This window comes from Streptococcus pseudoporcinus LQ 940-04 (assembly GCF_000188035.1).
GTDB classification, from domain to species: Bacteria; Bacillota; Bacilli; order Lactobacillales; family Streptococcaceae; genus Streptococcus; species Streptococcus pseudoporcinus.
On record NZ_AEUY02000001.1, the window covers coordinates 14,741 to 32,292 of the forward strand.

The following is a 17,552-nucleotide window of genomic DNA, read 5'->3' on the forward strand; positions in this document are numbered from 1 at the left end:
CCCTTTTGACCTCTCATAACAACTCTTCCAAAATATTTTTTCCACATATCAAAAGTCGCACAAGCTCTAGCTTCAGGTTCTTTGTTATATATACTTAACTGGCTAGAAAAATCATATTTCTGATTATTGCCTATAACTTTTAAGAGTTTTAAATATTCTTTTTCATCTTGCAAAACTTCATACTTTATTGCTTCTTGTATATTCTTAAAATCATTTACTTGCATTTTATACCTCCATTCTATGAATTTCTTTTATAATAGCCATTAAAACATCAATCACAATAGAATTGCCGGCCTGCTTATAAAGTTTACTTGAAGTGCAATTTTTTCTTCTTGGATGTACTTTCTCTAATTTGTCTATATCACCGTCATCAAAACCCATGAGTCTTAAACATTCTCTTTCTGTTAAATACCTATACTGATTATTTCCAACCTCTATTATTCCAGAATTAGGTACTCTCATCTGTTTTGTAGAAATAGTATAAGTAAAATCTTTAATCACTTTGAGTCGCCCTCTAAAACTATTATCTATGCCTTTATTTAAAAATTTCAGCATATAAGGTTGGGTCATTGTATAAAGTTCACTTACATCCTTTTCTAAAAAATCACTTAGTGGTCTTGTTTCTTTCCTCTCCAATTTATTAAAAGAAAAGTTATTTGCTCCAAGACATGAAACAACAAATATCCTCTCTCTTTTTTGAGGTATCCCAAAATCCATTGCATTTAAGATTTCGTATTTGCTTTCATATCCAAGATTTTCTAGCTCCTTTAGATAAATAAAAAAGGAATCCCTCATATTTCTATCAAGGACTCCCTTTACATTTTCCCAAATTATCCATTTAGGTTTTTCTTTCATTTCTTTAATTATTCTAATTGTTTCAAATAGTAAGCTTGATCTAGTTCCTGAATTCTTTACTCCTCCTTGCTTTTTTCCTATTCTTGAAAAGTCTTGGCAAGGACTTCCATGCATAATTAAGTCTATCTTCTCATTAGGAGCTTTATATCCTACTACTGATTTTGGCTTATAACTTTCTCCATAAAGTGCGTTGTATGATTTAACACAAGCCTTATCTATTTCTACATAATCAACAACTTCATAAGGTATCTTTAAATTAATAAAAGCCTTTCTAATAGCACCTATACCTGTCTACAAGCTCCCTTATACTAACTTCGATCTCTCTTAAAAAGTCTTCTTTATCTACTTCGCCAGAGCTAATCTTTGCAAGTTTCATTTCCCATTCAGATGTTGTTTCTGCTGATTTAAACTTATCCTCTACAATCGATACAAGTCTATTGCCTTTTTCTGTTACAAGTAAATTTTTCTTATCTCTTCTTATGAGATCCTTATGGATAAGATTTTCAATAATTCCTGCTCTTGTAGCTGGTGTTCCTAAGCCTTTCCTTTCTACTTCTACATCTTTATCTAGTGATTCAATCCCTGCATTCTCCATAGCCTTTAAAAGTGTATCTTCATTATAATGACTTGGGGCTTTGGTAAATTTTTTCGATATATTTTTAGAAGTTAACTTAATTTTATCTCCAGTCTTTACATCTGGTAATTCATTTTCTTGTCTTTCCTTTCTATAAGTTTTTAGATACTTGTTATAACCTTCATCGATTACAGTCTTGCCACTTGCGTTGAAGTTAAATTTATCATATTCATATCTGATTTTTCTACTAGATTCCTTTAAGTTATCCGAACATGAAGCAAGTAATTTATCCTTAATTAAATTATAGATTTTACTTTCTTTATCAGATAAATCTTTGGCTTTTCCAATACCTGATATAGTAGGAATAATTGCATAGTGGTCTGTAACCTTAGATGAATTAAAAATAGACTTAAAGTTTGACTCATTAACCTTAAAATCATCTTCAAGTCCTTCTAATAATTCTTTCATAGTATTAACCATATCATCGGTTAAATACCTGCTATCTGTTCTTGGATATGTGATTAGCTTTTTTTCATACAGACCTTGTGCCAGATTTAAAGTATCATTTGCTGAATACCCAAAATATTTATTTGCTTCTCTTTGTAAGGTAGTGAGATCATAAGGCTTATCTGGTTTTGTGCTTATTTCTTTATATTCCACCTCTGTAATAACTATTTCATCTTCTAGTAGATTTAATAGTTGCTCTGCAACTTCAATTCCATCAATCCTATCTGACACAAGTTTCAATTCTCCATAAGATAGGTCAACTGTATAATATTTTTGCTTCTTAAATAGGTTTATTTCACTATCCCTTTTAGCTATTAAATATAGGGTTGGTGTTTGTACTCTACCAACTGAATATGTTTCCTTGTAAATGCAAGAATAAAGCCTACTTAAATTCATTCCAACTAGCCAATCGGAGGTGGCTCTTGCACTTGCTGATCTATATAAGTCTTCAAAGTTTTCCCCGTCTTTAAGATTTCTAAAGCCATCCTCAATAGCTTTGTTTTCCATTGAAGATATCCAAAGTCTTTGAATCTTCTTCTTACATTTAGCTTGATTATATACAAGCCTAAAGATAAGTTCTCCCTCTCTTCCAGCATCACAAGCATTTATAACTGTGTCGATGTTCTTATCGTTTAAAAGCTTCTTTAAAACTCCATACTGTTTTTTAGTACTTTTAGATACTTCATAAATATATTCTTCTGGAATTATAGGAAGATTTTCTATTGTCCATTTCTTCCAATTTTCATCAATCTTATCGGGACTTGCCATTTGAATTAAATGGCCAACACACCATGAAACAATGTATCCACCTCCCTCATAATATCCGTTTTTTCTTGTTCTTGCTCCAATTACATTTGCAATTGTAACTGCTACACTTGGCTTTTCTGCTATTACTAACTTCATTAATACCTCCATAAATAAAAAAAGAGCGAAAGATTTCTCTCTCGCTCAAAGTATTTCTCTCGAATATTATATTATTTTCGGGAGAATTCTACTTACTTATTAATTTCTTTTTCTAGTTCTTGAAGAACTTTTATAATCTCTTCAAAGTTTGGATAGTCTCCATAAATCATTTCTGACATAGCCTTATAATCTTTTTCTATTTCAGGGAGTCGGTACTCTCTTGGAACTAACTTCAATTTTCCAACTAATGCATCTTCATACCTTGCCCACTTCCTAGGATAAAACTTCATTTTGAATTCAGTTACTTTCTTTAATAACTCCTTATCCTCTAAGGCTCTGTCTTTGAAATCTGAATTTGCTATTTTATATAGGTCATAAAAGTGTCTTGCATATCTGTGTGGCATAGGAGAAGATTCTGGTCTATTTGCTTCATGATGAAGTATAGTTGCCTTTTCCCAAAATGTTCTCTCTGTTGATACTGTCCTTATATTAGTTTTTTCTTGGAATACATTTGAATATGCTTCACCAATTATCGGCAAAACTTCAACATCAATTGCAGGTGTCCATGCTGCAAGGCTTCCTATTTCAAGCCTTATATTTTGTGTCAAATAATTAGATTCAAAGATTTTAGGATATTTACATAGAATTGTTTGTGGATCAAGACTATCAACCCAAAATTCAAAGTCCATGTCATTTAAATCTTCTTCTAAAACTTTTAAAAATTCATCTTTTAAAAATTCTTCTGTCTTTTCATTAACTGCTTTGTTGAATTTATCCTGTTTAGTATTTGATCTTTCTATCCATGGTTCTTTTTCTTCATATCCTAATACTCGCCAATCTAAGATTAGATCTATATCTTCAGAAAATCTTTCAATGAGTCCAAAACATTTTGACAGTGATGTGCCACCCTTAAAGGTTAAATATTCTTTCCATTTATTTTCATTAAATAGATAGTCTAAGATAAAAGTAACCCAATAGTCTTTTTCAATGACTGCTTCAGATACATTTTTCTTTCTGGCTGTATTTACTATTAAAACTCTTAAATCATCTTTGTTTTCCACATAAAACTTATTCATTTTTGCCCTCACAAATTTCCCTTATTACTTCATATATCCATGCTGGCACTGATTTTGATTCGTTCATTAAGTCTGTTCTTTCTTTTTCACTTAAGTTTTCTCTTATCTTTTGTATGACTTCGTTACTTATATTTTCTTTGCCCAAAGATTTAATTGCTTGAATAACTGTTGCAGTCTTTAGGGACATATTGGCAATTTCTCCTAGATTTACTTTTTTAAATTCTAAAACCGTATCTCCAATTTTATATTCCTTATATCTTCCACTAGATATATATTTATAGTGAGTTGGAACTTGTGTTGAAAGTCCCAATAGGTTTAAGGCTGTGCTATTATATGGTGCAATATTCCAATTGTATTTTCTTGCTATAGCAAGTGCTAATTCATGAATTGATACTGCTTCATACTCTCCGATTAATTCACTGTATCTTGGATTGTAATAGAATCCATCAATAACACGCTTAATTTTATCTTCATCTGCTAATCTTTTTAATATTTGTCTAACCGTAGCATTAGATGCGATATCTAAAAAGTCATTTGCAAAAAATACTTTATGTGAGTCAAAACTATTTATTTTGTTTGATATTTTTTCTGTATATGAACTCATTACAATCCTCCTTTGTCACAGATATTGTATCATATCCGTGACAAAAGTTCAATTGTACTTAAATTTAATACCCTTATAATAGTTCGTCATCTTCATCTAAAGATTCTTCATGACTTTCTTCATTGTCAGATTCATCTTCTGACTCACTAATATAATCCTCATCATCTTCTTCAAAATCTTCCAACATTCTATCTTCTTTTGCTTTAACTACCTTAAAATAGTATCCTGTTCCTATTACTCCTCCAATTACAAGTGCAACAATTAGAAATGAACTTATTCCACTTTTCTTTTCTTCTTTTACTGGAACAGTCTTAGGTTCTTCTTTTTTTACTTCTTCTTTCTTAGGTTCTTCAACCTTTATAGTATTTTTATCTTCTGATTCAATCATATTAAGTAGGTCTTGCTCTCCTACTTCTGTTAATAATCTTACATTATCTTGATTTGATGAGTGATCCACTATTAGGTGCATAGTTTTTCCACTTTTAGTTTGAAATGTTAAAAATTGTCTTACATCTACTGGATTTTCTTTATCTTTTTCTGTATCTCCACTTGGTGTAATATCTTTTCCATTCCTATCTACATTTTCAATTACTGAACCTCTTGCCTTATTTTCTTGTGTCGCAAGATTATTTACTGCCTTAGTATTACCACCTTTTACAAGTGGTGTTTTCTTAGGAGGATTATTTAAAGGCTTGTTTGCTTCACTTGTATTTCCTGGTATTCTTGGAACATCTTGATAAGGAATTTCTTCTTTTGATGGTGTAAAAACATCATCTTTCAACATTTTTTCAAATTCTTCTTTTTGTGGTTCATAGATTGATTCGTTTTGACTTTCAATCTGTCCTTCATTTGTCATCGCAAATGTAGTTGCTGGTACTGTAAATGTAAAAAGGAGTAACGCTATGGCTACTCCTCGTTTAATGCTCTTATTCATTTTTTTATCCTTTCTTATTTTACATTTTTAAATACATAGACTGCTTTTCTAGCATTGTCCCATTCTATTGTTTGGTTTTTACCATCTTTAATATCTCCATGACTTGCTCCAAAAGCTTTAGCAATATTTGAAATTGAAGCATGAATTCTTCCATTTATAATCACTGGCTTAACATCTGAATTGTAGACCTTTCCATCTGAATCTTTCATAACACCAGTATCAATATTTAGTCTTAATGTCTTTTTAGCTAGGATATTATTCTCTTTATTTGAGAAAATAGCTTCACGAGTAGAGTTGTCATACTCAACATTAAAACCTAGAGTATAAGCAATATATCTTACTGGAATCATAGTTCTTCCTTGGTCTACATAAGTTTTTACATCCATGTATACTGTTGTCTTACCATCTTTGTTGATAATGTTATAGAAGTTTTTGTCTACTTGAAAAACTGCAAATTCTTTTTCATCTTTAACTTGTTTTTTGTCCAATTGTTTATCTTGCTCTTTCATCTTGTTAAGATCAAATTGATTTAGGATGTTCTTATCATCAGCTTTCAAAAGTTCATCCCACTTCTTATCTTGAGATTTCTTATCTTCTTTCTTTTCTTTGTTTTCTTTTTGGAGTTTTAGAAGTTCATCTAATTTTTTAGTTAAGTCTTGGTTTAGATTTTTATCTTTTTCATCTTTAGATCGTTTTTCGAGTTCTTCTTTTGCTTTTTTATTTGCTTCCTCGATTAACTTCTTTGCTTCTTCAATTTTCTTATCTAATTCTTCTTTTAGCTTTTTAATTTCTTCTTCAGAAGCTTTTTGTTTTTCTTCTAATCCTTTAATCTTCTCTTCTAATTCTTTTTTTGTATTTTCAGAAGATTCTTTTAAACTATCAATAGCCTTTTGAAGCTCTTCAATTTTCTTAAAACATTCTGACTTAGAATTTTCTGTTTCTTTCTTTTTAGACTCTAGGTCTTTTATCTTAGTATCTTTTTCATCAAGAGCTTTTTCTAAGTCCTTAATTCTATTGTCTTTATCCTCAATTTCTTTAGTCTTCTTTGCAAGTTCTTCTTCTAAAGACTCGAGCTTTTCTTGCATTTCTTTGATTTTATTTTCGTTTTTATCAGTCTTTTCTTTCTCAGCTTCTAACTCCCATTTTGTAGATACATAATCTTCTTTTAGTTTTGCATTTTCATCTTGCAATCTTTTTAATTTATCTTTAAGCTGAGTAATTTCTGCTATTAGTTCATCATTGTTAGAATTTGTAAGATATTCAATTTCTTTTTCCAATTGAGCAATCTTATTATCTTTATCTCTAACCTCTTCTTCTAGCTTAGCTTTTTCTTGTTTTAGTTTTTCTCCATTATCTTTGCAAGATTCTAGCTTTTCTTTTAATTCATCTATCTTTGATTGGTCTTCTTGTTTCTTATCATTTAAGTCTTTGATCTGATTTTCTAAATCATTAATATTACTTATAGAACTTTCTATCACTTTTTTACTACTATCTGTATCATCAGCTTTAGCTAGTACATTAGTAGTTGAAGTTGATGTTAAAACTAATAAAAGAGCCATAAAAAAGGCTCTTAGTCTGTTCGTGTTAAATTTCTTCATTATGAATGTTCTCCTTTTCTTTTAATTTTTCTTCTCTTTTTCTATCATTGATTTTCTCCATTAATTCTTCCAAGCTAATATTGTTCCTCCTAAGAGTTACAATTATTTCTTCATTTTCAACTTGTATTTCTTCATCGCAAATTTCCTTGTATTTTGCATTTAAATCTTTTAATTTCTCTTCTATTTTTTTCTTTTTGTTTCTAATACTAATAAGTTTTCTGTTCACATAATATCTCCCTTCTATCTTGGTCTTCCAAAACCATAAAAGTGTGATTTCCAATATTTTGAATTTATTGATGTGTATTGAATTGGATCTCCTGCGTGAATCATCATTCCGTTACCTGCGTATATTCCTACGTGAGATATTGGTGTTCCACTGTTATATGTTGAATGGAAAAATATAATATCTCCAGGTTGAGCTTCACTTGGACTTACTGGATTACAATAGTCTTTGTATATTCTCCATGCAGTTGTTCTTGGCATTCTCTTTACACCAGACTTAGTAAATGACCAACATACAAAACCTGAGCAGTCAAAGTTAGATGGTCCACTTGCTCCAAACACATATCTTTTGCCTATATGTTTTTCTGCTTCATTAAAAAGAGCCTTTGCAGTAGCTGAATCAAAAGCAAGACCAGGATTTCCAAAGTTTGGATTATCTACTATTTCTCCTAAGTCCCCATTACCTGATCCAAAAACATCTCCCATATTCCCCTTAGCTTCAAGAAGAGCTTCATAATGAACTACATTGTCTGGATAATCTTTAAATATTTCCCTAACAACTTCATCCATTTCTTTTTTCTTTAAAGTTACAATTAACTTTTTATATTCGTACTCTTCTTTTTCATAGCTAGTATAAGGATTTCCACGACTATCATATCTAGTTCTTGCTACTGTTCTTGTTCTAATTTCAATTTCTTCCTTAAAATCAAGCTTATACATCTTGTCGAAAAGTTCTTTTAAAATTCCTTTTACTTCAGTTGCTGATTTTACTTCCCCACATCTTGAAGTTATATAGGATAAAAGTTCATGGGTATTATGACCAATTTCTCCTTCTTTGTTTATGATGTATTCATCATATCCAGGATGACTTGTTTTTACACTTTCTATTTGTGATTGTAGGTCATATTCCATTGATGAAAATTCTTGATTAACTTCACTTAGAACTGTATCTTGTGATAGGTATGTTGTTGTCATTACTGAGTTAACAGAGTTACTTAATCCACTCATACCAACACTTCCACCACCAATCATGATTGATAGCATAAGACCTAGCCCTATTACTACAAATAGAATCATCTTACTTTTTCTTACGATTAGTTCTTTAGAAGCCTTACCTAAACTTAAAATAGCCTTTTTAACTCTATCTACCAGTCTTGTTTCGTGCTTTTTAGCTATCATGCTCTTCATTTGCTTTCTTTGGTAAAACTTCTTAAATCTATTTTTCTTGATATAGGCATCTGACTTTTTTAAATCTTCCAAGCCACTTTTAAACTCCAACTTGCTTTTTCTCTTTCTTATTTTTTTATCAAGTTTAGATAGCTTTTTTAAGGACTTTTTCTTTTTGTCTAACTTATACTTCCTTATTCCATGTTGGAGTTTAGAGCTTACATTAGCGACCTTTTCTCCAGATTCTACACCAGTATTGTCAGATCCTGAACTTAGATAATCTCTCACTAGCTCTGATGACTTAGCTCCAGATAATAAAACCCCAGAAGATAGGCTTCCTTTAGTTTTATTCTTTAAGATATTATCCTTTAGCTTACTTTTAGACTTTTCAAGCTCTCCAATCTTTTTATCTGAGATAAAATCTTTAACATCTTGAGATTTCTTAGAATCTTTTCTTGTAACTTTCTTAGATTCATTTTTTAAGTCATCAATTTTCTTTCGAGTGAATTTATCACTTTCATAATTTTTTCTCTTATAGTAAGTCTTCTTTTTATTAACTTTCTTTTGTTCTGAAGGTTTAAGGCTTGTTTCCTTTTCATCTTTTATAAATTCTTGATTATTGTCTTTAACCTTCGAATTATCAAAAGTCTTATCTGTATCAACTTCGCTTAGCTTATTTTCTTTATCTATTTTATTAGAAATTTTTTCCTTATCTCTAAACTTCTTTTCTTGATAAAGTTTCTGCTTTTGCTTTTTATTGATATTAGTATTACTTTCGTTCTTACTTACTTCATCTTTAACAAGCTTATCTTTTCTGTATATTCTCTTACTCTTCTTTGCTTCAATAGGTTTATCTTTACTTGTGTGGATTCGCTTAGACTCTTTCTCGTTGATTTTGTCTTGGAATTTATCCTTACTATGGATAAGTTTATCCTCATAATTTTTAAGAACTTGTCTTTTACTTGATGCCTTCTTATTACTTATTGGTTGAGACTTAGCTGAAATATCATCTGTTGTTAATTTATTAGAATTAATATTTCTACTGTTTTCACTATCAAAATTCACCTTTTTGAAGTCTACATCTAAGTCTTCATCAAGTTTAAAGCTTTCATCTTTCCTTATTTCAAGATTAGATTGTTTTGTTTCTCCAGCCTTATCCTTATTATCTAAAACTTCTTTTCTGATTCTTTCCTTGTTTTTAGACTTCTGAAAATCTTTTAGTTTATCTTGTTTTTGATCTTTAGATAATACATTCTCATGGATAAGTTTAGATTCTTTTTCTGAAATTTTATCTCCGAACCTATCCTTAGTCTTAATAATCTTATTGGTATAATCATCTGAATGAACAAGTTTACTATCAATATTCTTTTCAGGAGCGTCCCTATTTCGTATAATTTTCTTTTGAAAATCTTTTTTTAGTTTTTTATCCATGTTGCACCTACTTAGCTTCTTCTGGTTTTGTTGTCATCAGCTTATATAGCATGGTGTCCTTAGGGAACTTATCTATAAAGGGAACAATAGTATTTCCGAAGAATAATAGTCCCTCACCTGCATTTGAATTAGTAATATAGTTTAACTGATAAGGCGATATTTTTAATTTCTTAGCAAGAATATCTCTATCTCCAGATGCTTGATTTAACATTAGAACAAAGTCTGTATTATCAAAGATATTTTCAATTTCCTGACTTGTTAAAAGGTCTTTTACGTTTTGAGTTATACCTGTTGGAATACCGCCCCATTTTCTAAATCTTTTCCAGATTTCTACTGAATATGAAGCAGTTTGTGGATCTTTTAATAAAAGGTGGAACTCATCTATATAATATCTTGTAGACTTGCTTCCTCTATTTAGGGAAACCTTGTTCCAAACTTGGTCTTGAATTACAAGCATACCTATTTTTTTAAGTTGTGTTCCCAGCTCTTTTATATCAAAGCAGAGCAATTGCCTATTTAGGTCAACATTTGACCTATTATTAAATACATTAAGACTTCCCTTAACATAAATTTCCATTTCTGTTGCTAGTTTTCTACCAACTCCCTCTTCTTGGGATAGGAGCATATCGTATAAATCTCCTAATATAGGCATATTTTCTGGTTTGGGGTCTTCAAAATACTTTTGATATATCTTTGGTAAGCACCTATCTATAACAGATTTTTCTGCAGCAGTAAGACCAGATCCTCCTACTACAAGTTCAAGCATAGACATTATGAAGTTTGCCTTATCCTTTAAAGGTGCGTCCCCATCTCCATAGTTCATATTAATATCTAATGGATTTAGGTAGTCCTTTGATTTTGCCGAAACTTTAATAACTTCTCCATTAAATTGTTTTACAAGGTTTGAATACTCGCCCTCAGGATCACAAATAATTACATCATCATCTGTTACAAGAATTGCATTTGCCATCTCTCTCTTTGCTGAGAAAGATTTACCAGAACCTGGTGTACCTAATATTAATCCGTTAGGGTTCTTTAGTTTCTTCCTATCTGCCATTATCAAGTTTTGACTAAGGGCATTTAAGCCATAGTACAAAGAATTTGCCGAATCAATAAATAGCTCTTCTGTTGTAAAAGGCATAAATACTGCCGTTGATGATGAAGTTAAAAATCTTTTTATTTCGACTTGGTTAACTCCTAGAGGTAAGACAGAAACAAGTCCTTGTTCTTGTTGATGAGATAATCTTTTTACCTGACAATTATGTCTGTTTGCAATTGATGATATTTGAGCAATAGTGTTTTCTAATTTTTGATTAGTTCTTGCAAAATTCATCATTACTATGGTAACTACAAAGAGCCTTTCATCTCTATTTTGTAAGTCAGATAACATGGACTTAACATCAGCCCCAAAAGTATTTATATCTGAAGGAATAATATCCATATCATATCCAGCACGAACTGCTTTCTTTTGTTCTTCAATTTTCATTCTGTCCAAGTCTGTATTTTTTCTCTTAATGAGTTTAATGGCTTCTGCTTGTTCAACTACATCTATATGAAAAGCTACATAAATATTGTCATCAATATCTAAAAACTCAGATAACATTCTGTCTGATAGCTCACTTGCTAGTATTTGAAAATGACTTACTGCTCCAATGAATTTCCCAAATTTAAAATTATTTGCTGGTGCAAAATTAAAGATATTGGGAGTTATATGTGACTTTGTAGACTCTTTCTTCTTCAAATCTTTATATGAAAAATCAAAGTTTTTATCTGGATTTAACATATCGTGAACAAGTCTTAACCTTTCTTCGCCATCAAGACTCTCTGCTCTTACTCCCATAGATTTAAAGTTAGATAAAATATCTACTTCAAGTCTATTTAACTTTGCTCTTGCTTGCTCTAGGTTATCGGCTTCTGTTGTAAATGTTATATACTTCATCTTTTTAAGTCCGTTATTGCCCTTTGCAAGTTGAAGCTTTAACATCTCCCTAAACTCTTTTCTTACATCGTCATAGAAGTCTCCCTTATCAGCAATTTTAATTGCGTCTTGTAGGTCTATATTTCTTCCTAATTGATTTACATATGAAAGTTCAATGTGGACACTTGGATCAAAAGAATTTAAAAAGTTGGCAAATTGGTTAAAGATTAAATCTCTATCTTCTTCCAATGCCAACTGGTAATTTATATCTTGAAATGAAATTGTCTTTGAATAATTTTTTTCATCTAACTGGCAAATGCCCTCTGGTAACATTCTTATATATGGAATAGTATCCTCAACAGTAAATCTCTTTTTCTCTTTCTTTAAAAGAACACTTAGAAGACTATTTGTTGGATCTTTCTTTGTTTTTAGCCTTCTTACTTCCTTTCGGTCTTTTTTTAATTGTTTTTCCCTTAGATTTAAGTCGCTGATTTGCTTTTTTCTTTGCTTCAAGGTATTCCTCCTTTCTTATTCTCTTAGTTGGTTGATAAAACTTATGAAGATAGAAAAATTTAAAATATTTTTCAAAGGTTAAGGTGTCTTTTTCATATAAGGTTATAAAAAAGATTGGCAGGGTTACTATTAGCATTACAATGATAGAAACATCATTAGGTAGATATTTCTTCATAAATAGATAGGTTGGTATGCCAATTAATCCTGCCACAGAAAAACCTATAAGTTGTCTTTTAGTTAAGTTAAAGGCAACTTTTGTTTTAATCTTGTCCAAATCTTTTGGTATTGGTACATATGCCATTTTAATCTCCCTCTACTTCTTCTTTGGAAAGTTCAAGTATATGGTCATAATTAGATGTTGTTTCCTCTTCTAGGTAGCTAATTCTTTCTTCTAATTCTTCTTGTTTTTCTTCATTTCTGTCATTGTATTCTCCTTGATACATAACAAATTCATTATGACATCTTCCGAGTCTATTTATTCTTTTCTTTAAGTTTCTAATCTCTTCATTTCTTTTCTTCTCTTTTACGATTTCATAAGTTCCTCCCAATAAAATTCCAAGTCCCAATAAAGCACAATTTTTCTTTTTTATCATTTATTCCTCCTAGTGCGTATTCATAATACTTTTTGCAACTGTTCCACTCTTAAACATCATAAGTCCAAGTAGTAGAGCATATCCTAATATACTAAACAAGCTTGCGTGAATATCTGTAATCTGTACCGTCCTTATTAAAACAGTGTAGATACCTAAACATACCATCAAAAACAAACCTTGTAGTCCCAAGGCAAAAAGTCCCTTGATATAATTTGTTCCAATCTGACCCCATTCTTTATTTCCCATAGTCGCAAATGGTATGGATGATACTGATGAGTAGACATATATTTCAAACATACGCCCATATACTATTAAAGTAATAGTTAAAGATATACATTGAATTGCAATCCTTACAAGGCTTGTTTCAACTAATATCATTATTAATGCACCAACATCTTTTTCTTTTAATGTATCAACCATAGCAACTATCTGATCTCCTGAAACAGTGGCAGAAGTAGTGATTACCCCTGCCGCTTTGTTTACAAGATTTTGTGCCACATCAAAGACTGCCATTGAAAATTCAAAGGCATGGCTTGCAAGGTAGACTGCTATAAACATCTTTATAATGTATTTGAAAAACTCAAAAGTATCTGTATCGTGCATATTATTCTTTTGCATAACCATATTTATGAGTTCAATACATAAAACTGCTGTTATTATAAGACCAGCTATTGGAACAATAACATTATCATTAATGTTTTTTATGAAGTTATATACTTCTCCATTCCAACCCATTGGTGTTTTACCAACATCAGTTGCAATAACTCCTACCTTGTCATTTATATCTAAGAACATGGACTCAAGATTTGCTTTGATACCTCCGAGTAGCATATCCTTAAAAAATTCAGTTAGCTTGTCAAAGATACCAAACATAGACTTTCTCCTAATTTAAAGCATTTGCAAGTAGTGGAATTAATTTAATACCGATTAGTACAATTCCCCCACCAGCCATAAGCTGCTTAATACCTTGAGATTTAGCACCAGGGTTATCATTACCATAACCTTCCATTAAGTTAATAACTCCCCATGCTCCTAAACCTGCACCAATTGCAGTTACAAGTGTCTTTAAAACTCCAACTCCAGCTGTAAAAAATTCCATATTATTCCTCCTCGTTTTCTTTCTTATTTTCTATTTTGTTTAGTGATTTAACTATAAAATTTTTGTAGACCTTATCTCCTTTTTTATTTTCTTTGAAATATCCAAAGACATGGATTAGATCTCCTTTTTCAAATTCTTTTACAATTTCTACCTTTTGTCCATATACTGAGCAATTTGTATATTCTTTGCCCTTTCCATATTTTTTAACAAGAGCAAAATTTGCTACTTGAACACTTTCTCCATCTTTTTCAAATTCTGAAAATTCAGCTTCCTTAACCAAATTTGCATTAATATTTATCATTTCTCTATCCATTAATTTCTTCTCCTTAATCCATAAATTTCAATTAAAAAAGCGACTGAACTTATATTTCAATCGCTAAATGTCTTATATATTAAATTGTTTTAAGTGGGGCTTCTTATCCTTACCATTTTGACCTCCTAATTTTGAGCATAAAAAAAAGACGACAGAATTATTACTTTCTATCGCATAACATCTATCTGTATTAATTTTTTTCATTCAAAAAAATAGTTTCTGTTTACTTGTGATAGTCTTCTATTTTATCCTCATATTTTTTTATAAGTTCTCGTGAATAAACTTTTTTGTTTTTTGAATCTCTGACTTCTTTCCAAAGAATTGCAGCTACTTGTATTTTATTAGAGTAGTTACAACTAATTTCGTCTGCACAAAAATCCTTTAAAAATTGATTCCATTGACAAACCGAATTATCATACTTAGCATAATCTGATTTTCCATAATAAACTTTGAGCATATCTTGAATTGTAAAACTCAAATCATTTTGTCTTTTCACTTTTCTCCAAGCCGTTGCCATATCTGCAGTAAATTTGAAAGGCAAAACACCTGTTACAACAGAAAAATATTCTCTGAATTTTGAATTAAAGGAAAATCCACATTCAAGTAAAGGCATATCTAAAGTAATATAATCAACTTGTTTCTTTATGTTTTTTATTGATGACTTTTTAATCACATCACCCTTAAAGTACTGCTGAATAATATAAGTGAGTTCTTGTTTTGTACCTCTATATTCTAATCCTAATAACTTGCATATCTGTGAAAGTTCTTCACGATACCAATAGTATTTATTAAACTCATCAAACGATGTGATTTTATCAAATTTAGGTCTACCTTCTATCATTGTTTTATCCTTTCGAAAAGATCTAAATATATGAATAGGCTACTCCAATTTATCTATTTCATTATTTTCATAACACTTGAACATGACTTGCTTCTTCACAATTAAGTGATTCCTTCAAATCTTTAAAATACAGTTTTTGTTGGTTTCTTAAATATAGTCCTACAAAAGGTTTAAATGTAAATTTTTTAGAAATAATATTTTCTGTAAAATCTAATGTTGTTTTATCTCAATTCGAATAAAATTTTCCTATCCAAGTTCCTTTTATATTTGCGTTTTCAATTTCAAAAGACCAGCATTGATGTTTCATACATTCTATAACTTTAAAATTTGTTTCTATCCCATCTTTTGTAATCTCTACAAAATTCTTATCATCAATAATTTTGATATCTTTGATATCACTTCTCCAACCAAAATCACGAAGGTCAGTAACTTTATCCCATACTTTTTCTATTGGGCAATTTAATGTAACTTTGATATTTGCAACTGCCATAAAATCCTCCTAAGTAAACTTATTTATACTTTTCTATCTATAGAACTAATTTCTTCCATTTCCTAATCTTAGTCCTAAATGTTCCAAATGGCGCTACTGTATTTACATGAATAAATTTATATACTTCCCAAGTAGCAGTTTTGGTTGCTTCATCTGCCCATTTTCTCATATGTGGTTTAAATAATTCTTCATCTGTTAATTCATCTATCATAAGATAAATTTTTTTTACATTTTCTGTTAGTTGTTCTTTTAGTTCATATAGAGATTTATGGGCATAGTTCTCTGTAAACCATTGATATAATTCTCCAAGTTGATTCCACTTGAATTTATCTGATGGTGTTTTAACATCTATACCTTTTTTCTCATCTTCTTCCCATTTTAATACTAAAGTCGTCCAGCCTACTTGATAGGCAAGATTTTCTGCTGGTGTCCTATCAAATTCTTCTAGTCTTTTATCTTTTAGTTCTTCTGGTATATTGTCAAACTCTGAAATATATTTTTCAAAAGTTTTCTTTATCTCATTCTTTAATTCTTCCTTACTTTCATAAGACCTCATATGCCTACCTCCATGGTTTATATATAGATATTATACCAAAAATATTTTTATCATTACGTTAATTCATAATCTTGTAATCAAACTGTTCCTATTTATTTTTATTTTATCTCTGTTTTTCAAAAACTCTTCCACATCAAATAAATTCTTCTTATCATAATCTTCCAATAACTTATAATTCTTATGTTTTGTAATATCGAATTTATAAGACAAGAAAGGTCTTACTCCTCTTAGTTGGCATAGCATTTATCACCATCCATACAGTTATTTCATCTTGACACATAAGTTTATTACCTGTCTTTTAGGTAATTTAGTCCAAAAGATTTTTGATTTGATCTTGTTTCTGATTTGTTATTTAGGTCTATGATTTCTTTTCCTTCTAGAAATAGTGTGGAGTCACAGTTACAACTATTGTATCTCATAATCTTTATAGATTGCTTTTAATTGAGATTGTGCTTGCAGTATTATGCTTACTGATATTTATCTTGAGAGTTTTTAATGTCTATCGCCTATTAATACCTTATTTCTAGTCTTCTAAAATCGATACTTCAAGGTCTATCGCTTTAAATGTAACAGTTATTCCTACTTCGTCCTTTACCGTTTTTTCAAATAGCTCAGCTATATCATATGGGGACATATCATATATATCTTCATACCATTCATTACTTTCATCGTACATTGTCTCACATATTGCTTCAATATAATTTTTCTTATCCCTTGTGAGTTCTGTATCACTTTCCAGAATAAACTGCTCCCCATTTATATTTAATATAATTAAAGATGTTTTTCTATTTTTACACATTTTGCTTTCTCCATAAACTCAAATATTTAATCTATTTATTTTATAACTTGATTTTAACTTTACCTTATCTCTATTTGTTAAATACTCTTCTACATCAAACAAGTTTTTCTTATCATAATCTTCCAACAACTTGTAATTCTTATGCTTTGTAATATCGAATTTATCAGACAAGAAAGGTCTTACTCCCCTTAGCTGGTATATACACTTACCGCCATCCATTACAGTTATTTCATCTTGGCTCATAAGTTCCTTCCCAGTCTTTTGATAATTTAGACCAAAAGATTTTTGGTTGGATCTTGTTTCTGATGTGTTATATAGGTCTATGGTTTCTTTTCCTAAGGTTTCTGATAATTCTTTTACTGTTGTTTTTTCTTTTCCTCCTAAAAAGAGTGTAGAGTCGCAGTTACCAACTATTGTATCTGCATGGTCTTTATAAATTGCTTTTAATTGAGATTGTGCTTGCAGAATTATACTTGCTGATATTTCTCTTGAACGAATTGTCGCTATTAGTTTCTCAAATTTTGGAATTAAGCCGATGTTTGCAAACTCATCAAGTAGG

18 protein-coding genes and 2 pseudogenes are annotated in these 17,552 nt (G+C 30.3%); all 20 read right to left on the minus strand.

Features of this window, described 5'->3' with window-relative positions; all coding sequences use genetic code 11:
- Window positions 1-225: 225 nt before the first annotated feature.
- Window positions 226-1,140 carry a DNA cytosine methyltransferase gene (locus STRPS_RS00060; RefSeq protein ID WP_050929732.1) on the minus strand — a complete coding sequence of 305 codons (915 nt, stop codon included), beginning with the start codon at window positions 1,138-1,140 and terminating at the stop codon, window positions 226-228.
- A complete protein-coding gene (locus STRPS_RS00065) occupies window positions 1,127-2,839 on the minus strand; it encodes a DNA topoisomerase 3 (protein WP_007895910.1) in 1,713 nt (570 codons plus the stop codon). Before STRPS_RS00065 ends, STRPS_RS00060 begins: the two co-directional genes overlap by 14 nt.
- Window positions 2,840-2,931: 92 nt before the next feature.
- Window positions 2,932-3,915, minus strand: coding sequence for a nucleotidyl transferase AbiEii/AbiGii toxin family protein (locus STRPS_RS00070; RefSeq protein WP_007895000.1), 984 nt, complete (start codon window positions 3,913-3,915; stop codon window positions 2,932-2,934).
- Entirely contained in the window at window positions 3,908-4,519 is a 612-nt protein-coding gene (locus STRPS_RS00075; RefSeq protein WP_007895003.1) for a DUF6088 family protein, read from the minus strand. The genes STRPS_RS00070 and STRPS_RS00075 overlap by 8 nt, the downstream gene beginning before the upstream one ends.
- A 73-nt stretch (window positions 4,520-4,592) precedes the next feature.
- Window positions 4,593-5,453 carry a CD1107 family mobile element protein gene (locus STRPS_RS00080; RefSeq protein WP_007894975.1) on the minus strand — a complete coding sequence of 287 codons (861 nt, stop codon included), beginning with the start codon at window positions 5,451-5,453 and terminating at the stop codon, window positions 4,593-4,595.
- A gap of 14 nt (window positions 5,454-5,467) precedes the next feature.
- Window positions 5,468-7,051 (minus strand): stalk domain-containing protein, encoded by a 1,584-nt coding sequence (locus STRPS_RS00085; RefSeq protein WP_007895009.1) that lies wholly within the window; start codon window positions 7,049-7,051, stop codon window positions 5,468-5,470.
- Entirely contained in the window at window positions 7,038-7,277 is a 240-nt protein-coding gene (locus tag STRPS_RS00090) for a hypothetical protein (protein ID WP_001080402.1), read from the minus strand. The genes STRPS_RS00085 and STRPS_RS00090 overlap by 14 nt, the downstream gene beginning before the upstream one ends.
- Window positions 7,278-7,291: 14 nt before the next feature.
- Window positions 7,292-9,871, minus strand: a complete 2,580-nt coding sequence (locus tag STRPS_RS00095; RefSeq protein ID WP_007895011.1) for a C40 family peptidase — start codon at window positions 9,869-9,871, stop codon at window positions 7,292-7,294.
- A gap of 7 nt (window positions 9,872-9,878) precedes the next feature.
- Window positions 9,879-12,302 (minus strand): VirB4-like conjugal transfer ATPase, CD1110 family, encoded by a 2,424-nt coding sequence (locus tag STRPS_RS00100; RefSeq protein ID WP_037598822.1) that lies wholly within the window; start codon window positions 12,300-12,302, stop codon window positions 9,879-9,881.
- Window positions 12,193-12,603 (minus strand): PrgI family protein, encoded by a 411-nt coding sequence (locus tag STRPS_RS00105; protein ID WP_007894969.1) that lies wholly within the window; start codon window positions 12,601-12,603, stop codon window positions 12,193-12,195. The genes STRPS_RS00100 and STRPS_RS00105 overlap by 110 nt, the downstream gene beginning before the upstream one ends.
- 1 nt (window position 12,604) lies before the next feature.
- Window positions 12,605-12,895 carry a hypothetical protein gene (locus tag STRPS_RS00110; protein ID WP_002842303.1) on the minus strand — a complete coding sequence of 97 codons (291 nt, stop codon included), beginning with the start codon at window positions 12,893-12,895 and terminating at the stop codon, window positions 12,605-12,607.
- Between the two features lie 9 nt (window positions 12,896-12,904).
- Window positions 12,905-13,768, minus strand: a complete 864-nt coding sequence (locus STRPS_RS00115; protein WP_000466914.1) for a VirB6/TrbL-like conjugal transfer protein, CD1112 family — start codon at window positions 13,766-13,768, stop codon at window positions 12,905-12,907.
- A 10-nt stretch (window positions 13,769-13,778) separates the two neighbouring features.
- Window positions 13,779-13,994 (minus strand): Maff2 family mobile element protein, encoded by a 216-nt coding sequence (locus tag STRPS_RS00120; RefSeq protein ID WP_000394204.1) that lies wholly within the window; start codon window positions 13,992-13,994, stop codon window positions 13,779-13,781.
- A gap of 1 nt (window position 13,995) precedes the next feature.
- Entirely contained in the window at window positions 13,996-14,307 is a 312-nt protein-coding gene (locus STRPS_RS00125) for a hypothetical protein (protein WP_000373442.1), read from the minus strand.
- Window positions 14,308-14,530: 223 nt separating this feature from the next.
- Window positions 14,531-15,148 carry an SAP domain-containing protein gene (locus STRPS_RS00130; RefSeq protein WP_007894973.1) on the minus strand — a complete coding sequence of 206 codons (618 nt, stop codon included), beginning with the start codon at window positions 15,146-15,148 and terminating at the stop codon, window positions 14,531-14,533.
- Window positions 15,149-15,215: 67 nt separating this feature from the next.
- Window positions 15,216-15,638 (minus strand): annotated as a pseudogene (locus STRPS_RS10905) (polyketide cyclase).
- Window positions 15,639-15,675: 37 nt separating this feature from the next.
- Window positions 15,676-16,194 carry a ClbS/DfsB family four-helix bundle protein gene (locus STRPS_RS00140; RefSeq protein WP_001258250.1) on the minus strand — a complete coding sequence of 173 codons (519 nt, stop codon included), beginning with the start codon at window positions 16,192-16,194 and terminating at the stop codon, window positions 15,676-15,678.
- Between the two features lie 63 nt (window positions 16,195-16,257).
- A pseudogene (locus STRPS_RS10775) lies at window positions 16,258-16,671 on the minus strand (TraM recognition domain-containing protein); the annotation flags it as partial.
- Window positions 16,672-16,717: 46 nt separating this feature from the next.
- Window positions 16,718-16,993: a hypothetical protein gene (locus tag STRPS_RS00150; protein ID WP_000335272.1), complete on the minus strand. Its 276-nt coding sequence runs from the start codon at window positions 16,991-16,993 to the stop codon at window positions 16,718-16,720.
- Between the two features lie 18 nt (window positions 16,994-17,011).
- A partial coding sequence (locus STRPS_RS00155) for a type IV secretory system conjugative DNA transfer family protein (protein ID WP_007895921.1) occupies window positions 17,012-17,552 on the minus strand: 541 nt, incomplete at its 5' end.

Excerpts from the sequence above, each read along its gene's own strand:
- STRPS_RS00080 (WP_007894975.1), bottom strand. The coding sequence starts at position 5,453 with ATGAATAAGAGCATTAAACGAGGAGTAGCCATAGCGTTACTCCTTTTT.
- STRPS_RS00110 (WP_002842303.1), bottom strand. The coding sequence starts at position 12,895 with ATGATAAAAAAGAAAAATTGTGCTTTATTGGGACTTGGAATTTTATTG.
- STRPS_RS00095 (WP_007895011.1), bottom strand. The coding sequence starts at position 9,871 with ATGGATAAAAAACTAAAAAAAGATTTTCAAAAGAAAATTATACGAAAT.
- STRPS_RS00115 (WP_000466914.1), bottom strand. The coding sequence starts at position 13,768 with ATGTTTGGTATCTTTGACAAGCTAACTGAATTTTTTAAGGATATGCTA.
- STRPS_RS00085 (WP_007895009.1), bottom strand. The coding sequence starts at position 7,051 with ATGAAGAAATTTAACACGAACAGACTAAGAGCCTTTTTTATGGCTCTT.
- STRPS_RS00150 (WP_000335272.1), bottom strand. The coding sequence starts at position 16,993 with ATGTGTAAAAATAGAAAAACATCTTTAATTATATTAAATATAAATGGG.
- STRPS_RS00105 (WP_007894969.1), bottom strand. The coding sequence starts at position 12,603 with ATGGCATATGTACCAATACCAAAAGATTTGGACAAGATTAAAACAAAA.
- STRPS_RS00120 (WP_000394204.1), bottom strand. The coding sequence starts at position 13,994 with ATGGAATTTTTTACAGCTGGAGTTGGAGTTTTAAAGACACTTGTAACT.
- STRPS_RS00070 (WP_007895000.1), bottom strand. The coding sequence starts at position 3,915 with ATGAATAAGTTTTATGTGGAAAACAAAGATGATTTAAGAGTTTTAATA.
- STRPS_RS00065 (WP_007895910.1), bottom strand. The coding sequence starts at position 2,839 with ATGAAGTTAGTAATAGCAGAAAAGCCAAGTGTAGCAGTTACAATTGCA.
- STRPS_RS00075 (WP_007895003.1), bottom strand. The coding sequence starts at position 4,519 with ATGAGTTCATATACAGAAAAAATATCAAACAAAATAAATAGTTTTGAC.
- STRPS_RS00130 (WP_007894973.1), bottom strand. The coding sequence starts at position 15,148 with ATGATAGAAGGTAGACCTAAATTTGATAAAATCACATCGTTTGATGAG.
- STRPS_RS00140 (WP_001258250.1), bottom strand. The coding sequence starts at position 16,194 with ATGAGGTCTTATGAAAGTAAGGAAGAATTAAAGAATGAGATAAAGAAA.
- STRPS_RS00125 (WP_000373442.1), bottom strand. The coding sequence starts at position 14,307 with ATGGATAGAGAAATGATAAATATTAATGCAAATTTGGTTAAGGAAGCT.